This window comes from Sphingomonas sp. Leaf4 (assembly GCF_920939515.1).
Taxonomy (GTDB): Bacteria; Pseudomonadota; Alphaproteobacteria; order Sphingomonadales; family Sphingomonadaceae; genus Sphingomonas.
Window position 1 is genome coordinate 331,660 of record NZ_CAKLBB010000005.1, and the last position, 6,319, is coordinate 337,978.

Sequence of the window (6,319 nt, forward strand, 5' to 3'; positions counted from 1 at the left end):
GCACAGCGGCTTCAGTCCGGGGCAGATGGCGAACGGAGAATCGGTTTACCAGCGTCGACCAGTCGCCCCATCGCAGGCTGCCTTGCACTGCGCAATGCTGCCAAGGTCCGCATCCGCCGCGCTGCGGACATTCGCGCCAACGCGCGACGTTCGCCGGAGGACAGGACGAAGCGCCGCCAACCGCGCGCGATCATGCAGGCGTCGGTCGATGACCGGACCGGTTCGATCGCGCGTGGCAACGCTTCCGGCACAGCGGGCGTCAACTGCCTCCCGTCGATCGTCGCCGCCGGGCCGGTGGCGATCACCCGACACATTGCCGTCTCGCGATCGAGCAAGGCGGCGGACGCACCCGGCCGGTTGAGAAACGTCGGCGGAACCGCTTCCGGTCCCGCCAACATCAGCAGCAACGCGATCAGAAGCGCACCTTCACGCCGGCACGGTACGACTGGTTGCGCACATCGTCGCGCCCGACCGAGGCATCGGCCGCGATCGAGAATTCGACACGCTCACTGCCATAGGCAAGCCCCGCGCCGATCTCACCCCAGTTCTGGTCCTGCCCCGCCACCGCGAACGGTGCGCGCACCCCGGTGCCGCCGACGAAGCCGGCGTCGAACACGCCCGGCCGGTCGTGAAAGTCATGGACGAAATATGCCGAACCGAATGGCCGCAGCCCGTTCGCCTGTCCGTCGAACGACAGTCCGGCGCGACCCTGCACGCTGGTGAAGCGGTCCTCGGCGATCAGCAATGCCGGCCCGGTGCCACGCTCGGCGATCGGCGTGAAGTCGATCCGGCTCGCGCGGATCGCGACGCGCGGCCCGATGCGCAGCGCCTCGCTACCGAGGCTATAGCTCGCGCCGACCTCGCTCGACAGCGCCAGCGCATTGTCGCGCCCGCGCAGGTCGACCGCCGTGCCGACCAGCGTGCCGGCACGCCGCGTCTGCGACTGGAACACGCCCGCGCCGAACTGCGCGTCGAGCGCCGGCCCGGTGACGGTCCCGATCTTGCCGTACAGCGTGCCGAGGATCAGTTCGCCGTTCGCGACCTGACCGAAGCGGCGCTCGCCGTCGATGTCCGAATAGGACAGGCCGAAGCCGAGCATCGCGGTGTCGGTCACCGCCGCTTCCACGCCGCCGGCGATATAGAAGCCGTCGAACGGATCGCGCGTGTCGCTGCCGAAGGTGCCGGGCATCGACGCACCCGATCCCTTGAGATAGCCGCCCGCCAGATAGGCGGAAACGGTATCGGGCAACACGTTTTCGCGGACGTTGGTGATCGGCGTATCGCCGACGCTCATCGCCTGCCCCGGCGCGACCACGGCGGTCGCGGCGAATTCCAGTGGCTTGCCGATCATCGCGACCGATCCGCCGGCGAAGTTGCCCGGCTGCATCGCCGCCGTCCGCTCGCGATAGAAGCGCGCCATATTGTCGAGGCTGACCGTCCCGATCGCCCGGCGCGCGGTTTCGGCGCGCGGGGCGAGCCCTTCGAGCGAGGCGCGGATCGTCGCGACATCCTGCAGGTCGAGCAGGTCATAGGTCCCGCGCAGCGAGGCATAGGCCGCGCGGTTGTTGTCGAGCAGGCGGGCGTAGGACGTCTGCACCGGCGTGGCCGCGACCACGCTGGCATAGGGGCGCGCGGCGACGGTCGCGGCGACCTGCGTCGCCGAATAGCGCAGTTCGGGGAACAGGATCGCGCTGAACGAGGTCGCGGCAGCGAAGGTGCCGGTGACACCGCCATTGGCGCTGAGCACCGTATAGGCATCGCCGAAGCGCGGCAGCCGGTCGAGCGGACGCAGCGTCAGCGTGCCGCCGAGCGATGCGGTGCCGGCGACCAGCCGGTCCGACGTGCCGCTGGCGCCGATGTCGATCAGCAACTGGCTGCCGCTGCCGAATGCCGCCGCCCCGGCGACGGAGAGCGTGCCGATCGCATTCGCGCTGCCGGGCGACACGATGCCACCCGATGCGGCGGTCAGCGTGGCAAGCGTGCCGTTGCCGCCAATGGTGCCGCCACCGGCGGCGGTCAGTGCCGACCGGGTGAGCTGCCCGTTGACGGTCAGCAGGCCCTGTTCGACCCGGGTCGGACCGCTGTAGCTGCTGACCCCGGCGAGGATCAGTTCGCCGCCGCCGCGCTTGGTCAGGCCGCCGATGTCGTTGCCGAAGCCGGCGAGCACTTCCGCCGAATAGCGGTCGCGCGCGTCGGTGATGCCGTTGGTCCAGACATCGACCGTGCCCGACGCGACCGTCACCTCGCGGGTCTGGCGCAGCGCGGTCGGCCCGGCCAGCGCCACGCCCATCTGCGGCGCGCCCCAGCCGGACTTCAGATCGACGCCCGGCGTGTCCAGATCGCGCGAGCTGGACACGAGGATGTCGGCGATCAGCCCGGTATTATATTCGGGAAACGCCTGCATCAGCAGCGCGGCGAAGCCCGACACGTTGGGCGCGGCCATCGACGTGCCGGTCAGCGCGCCATAGCCCGGACCGCCGAAGCGGATGAACTGCTGCAACTCGGCAGTGATAATCGTGTTCGCCTGCGTCAGCACCGATGCCGAGAAATCGCGGCCGATGATGGCGACGTTGCCGGGCACGGTGAGGATGTTGGCGAGCGTGCTGGTATAGCCGTCGGGATCGCCGCCGACGAAGCGCGCGCCATAGGCAAGCGAGATGCCGACCGCCTGTTGCGCGGCGAAGGTCCGCTCGGCCGCCTCGTCGAAGGTCGTGCCGGCGGCAGCGGCGGCGGCGCGACGGTTGAGATAGCCGTTGAGGACGGTCAGCCATGCGTTGGTCGCGGCATTCTGCAACGTGGCCAGCGTGGTCGCGGCATAGATGCCGGGATAGGCGGCACGGGTATATTTCGCCTGAATCGCGGCGGTGTCGACCGTATAGGTCGTGACGCTGGAGATGACCGAGCTGCCCGGGCCGGCGACGCACCACGTTGCGGTCTGGCCGCAGAAGCTGGTGCTCGGCGCTGCGGTACCGTTCGCCTGGTAATTGGCGACCGACAGCCAGTTCGAACGCAGCCGCATGTCGTTGAGCGGCGTCACCGCATCGATGCTGGCATGGACCCCGCCGCCGTTGCCGGCCGAAAAGACGACCAGCACGTCGTTCTTCAGGACCGGATCGTAGAAGCCGTTCAGCGTCTGGCGGAACTGCGCCTGCGCGGTGGCGAGCGACGCGGTATAGGGCAGCGAAGTGCCCGATCCCCAGCTATTGTTGATGATCCGAACCTTCCCCGTATTGGCAAGGTCGACGATGTTGTCGCGCGGGGTCGACACGGTCGTGCCGTCGAGGACCTGATCCTTCCACCACAGGAAATCGCCCGCCGCGAAGTTGATCGTCGCCGACAGGATGTTCGCGCCATAGGCATTGCCGAACATCCGCTGCCCAGCGACACGTGCGCCGGCGGCGGTTCCGGCGACGTGGGTGCCGTGGATTTCCCACGGGCGACGGGGATTGACCTGCCCATCGTTACCATAGCCGGCGGGGGCGACGGTGCGGATACCGCTGATCTTACCGCTGCCGCCGAACAGCGGATGGCCGAAGGCGACGCCCGAATCGTTGATGCCGATCGTCTGACCGTTGCCGTTCAGTCCGAGGACATAGGCATATTCGAGGCCGAGATAGCTCTTGGTATAATCGACCGCGAACTGCGCGTCCTTGCGCCATGAATCTAACGCGGCGGCATAGTCGGTCGTCCGCTGTCCGTTGGCCATGAAATAACCGCCGGTCGGTGCCGGGGGTGCGGGCAGGTTGGTCGATTGCGCGGCGGCCGGCATCGCGACCAGCGCGGTCGATCCCAGCCACGCCGCCCCCAGCAGCATTGCAAGACGATTGCGACGCGAAACAACAGTCATACGATACCCCACCGGTGACGGATCAATCTAAATCCCTGTTAAGGTTATGGAAGGGTTTGGTGGCTGTCCATCAGCCATCGACGGAACCGGATACGAAACCGGCGAGTGCGACATTTACGTTACACCCGATACGATTTTGGTCGGTGGTGACAATCGGTGCAGCGCCTAGTCCGCACGCAATCCCCATCGATCGTAGCGGTAGCGGTGCTCGCCGAGGGTGAAGCTGGCGGTGTCGACGATCGTTACCGGACTGTCGGGCTTCATCCCCTTCGCCATCCAGTCGGGGATCTTGAGCCGTGTGACCGATCCGCCAAACGGTCCGGCAAGACCATCGGGAAGATCGACGATCAGGTCGCGTCCGCCGAGGCGGGTGGCGACCGCGACCTCCACATCGGGGGCGAAGCTCAGCAGGCGATAGTCCCGCGTCAGATCAATCGAGAGCGCCTCGGCTCTTTTGGCTTCTGCATCTTCGCGACCGGCTTCCTCGTTGGCATGGTTCTGCCAGGTGTTTGCTCGCGCGGTCGCGGCCGCTTCGATGGCGTCCGGGTGCAGCGCATGCTCGACCAGCCGGCGGTTGTCGTGCGGAATCGCGATGGTCGGATTCGCTTCGATCAGGGCGAGTGTCGTCTCCAGCACGACGACGTTGCGGTAGACCGGATTGCCGCCGCGCAGCATCGGCGTCAGGTCGCGATCGGCCGGCCGCAGGACCAGGACACGCGCCGCACCAAAGGCGCCGCGATCGTTGCGATCGTGCCGATGGAGACGGCCGATCCGCTGAAGCAGCACGTCCATCGGCGCGAGATCGGTGATGAGATAATCGGCATCGATGTCGAGCGACTGTTCGAGCGTCTGCGTGCCGACCAGTATCCGCCCCTTTGCCGCGCGCTTCTTGCCGAAAGCCCCCTCCACCGCGTGATCGAGCTTGCGGCGATCATTGGGCGCAAACCGGCCGTGATGGACCGTGGCGACATTGTCGACCGTGAAGGCAAGATCGGGTGCCAACGCCGCGACCGCCTGCGCAACCTCTACCGCATCATCGACCTTGTTGCGGATGACCAGCACCGATGCCCCGGCACGGGCGGCGTCGATCGCGGCGGCGGCGATGGCTTCCACATCGTCGATCCAGCCGACCGTCGTGATGCCGACCTGCTTCGTTCGCCCGCCGGTCCGCACCGCGCGCGGAACGCCGTCGCCACCGGTCAGCGCGGGATAGGGGGCCGCTTCGGCCTCGGCCAGCGTCGGCTTGGGGCCGGCCGGGTTCAACAGGTCGGCGCGCGCCGTTCCGCCGAGCGTGGCCGACAGGAGCAGCGCATGACCGCCCGCCGCGCGATGATTGGCCAGCAGTTGCTTGAGCAGGCCGGTCATATAAGCGTCCGACGCATGGACCTCGTCCACGACCAGCAGGCTGCGTGACAGCGCGCTGGCGCGGAAGAGTGCGTGGCGGATCGGGATCGCGCCGAACAACGCCTGATCGATCGTGCCGACCGCCACCCGCGCCGCGAGATACCGGTCGGATCGTTCCGCCGCCCAACGCGCATCCACCTCCGCATCGGGTTCGCCCCTGTCCCAGCGGACGGCGAAATCGGGCAGCGGCTGCCCCTCGGCATCGCCCGAGCGCAGATAGCCGGGCACCGCCAGCACCGCTTCGGGCGCGCCATCGCCCCACACCCGCTGCAACATCCGGTCGACCCGATCGTGCAACTGCACCGCCGCGGACCGCGTCGGCAGCGCGAAATACAGCCCGTCGACAAGGCCCCGCCGACGCAGTGCGAGCCAGCGCCATAGCGCCGCCTCGGTCTTGCCCGACCCGGTTTCGGCTTCGATCAGGGCGATCGGGCCGAGATCGTCGGCGGCTGCGGCGTGCTGGAAGTCATAGGGGTCATTCCCGAACGCTTGGGCGAAGTCGGCTTCGGGCGTCGGCCGTGGGGTCATGCCGCGCGTCGCGACCGCCGCCTGCGCCGAGGTCCGGCGCAGCGCTTCGCGTTCGGCCCCGTGCGGCGCGCCGACCGGAAAACGGCGCGCGTCCGATCCGACCCAGTCGGCCAGCGTCACCAGCCCGGCGAACAGTGCGGTGAATTGCGGCGCGGCGGGAAGCGGCGGGCCTTCCGCCCATGCCTGCGGGTAGCGGTCGCGAATGGCGGCAAGGACGTCCAGCAGCTCCGCGATCGGATCATAGCCGGCGTCGGAATGCCAATAATCGACCAAGCCGACCCGAGAGTCGACACTTGCATGCTTACAGAACGCCTCGATCGGCCGGCCGTGATGCGCCAGCGCCGCCACGAACAGATCGGCCGCGTTCCACGATCGGAGCAGCGCCTTGATCGTCGTCGCCGCTTCACCTTGGCCTAGGGTCTGTGGGGATTCACAAAGTTGTGCGGATGTGATTCACGCTATGGATGGATCGTGACGTACTGACGGACGCCCAATGGGCAAAGATCGAGCCGCATTGCCTGGGCAAGCGGACTGACCCCG

The 6,319-nt window shown here is 67.9% G+C and carries 3 protein-coding genes; all 3 read right to left on the reverse strand.

Annotated features, from left to right (window positions below; all coding sequences use genetic code 11):
* Positions 1-11: 11 nt before the first annotated feature.
* Entirely contained in the window at positions 12-407 is a 396-nt protein-coding gene (locus tag LRA89_RS09790; protein ID WP_230770000.1) for a hypothetical protein, read from the reverse strand.
* 5 nt (positions 408-412) lie between these two features.
* Entirely contained in the window at positions 413-3,847 is a 3,435-nt protein-coding gene (locus tag LRA89_RS09795) for a S8 family serine peptidase (protein WP_230770001.1), read from the reverse strand.
* 165 nt (positions 3,848-4,012) lie between these two features.
* Positions 4,013-6,232, reverse strand: coding sequence for a CRISPR-associated helicase Cas3' (gene cas3, locus LRA89_RS09800; protein ID WP_329958511.1), 2,220 nt, complete (start codon positions 6,230-6,232; stop codon positions 4,013-4,015).
* Positions 6,233-6,319 lie beyond the last annotated feature (87 nt).

Coding starts and splice junctions, on each gene's coding strand:
- LRA89_RS09795 (WP_230770001.1), bottom strand. CDS start 3,847: ATGACTGTTGTTTCGCGTCGCAATCGTCTTGCAATGCTGCTGGGGGCG.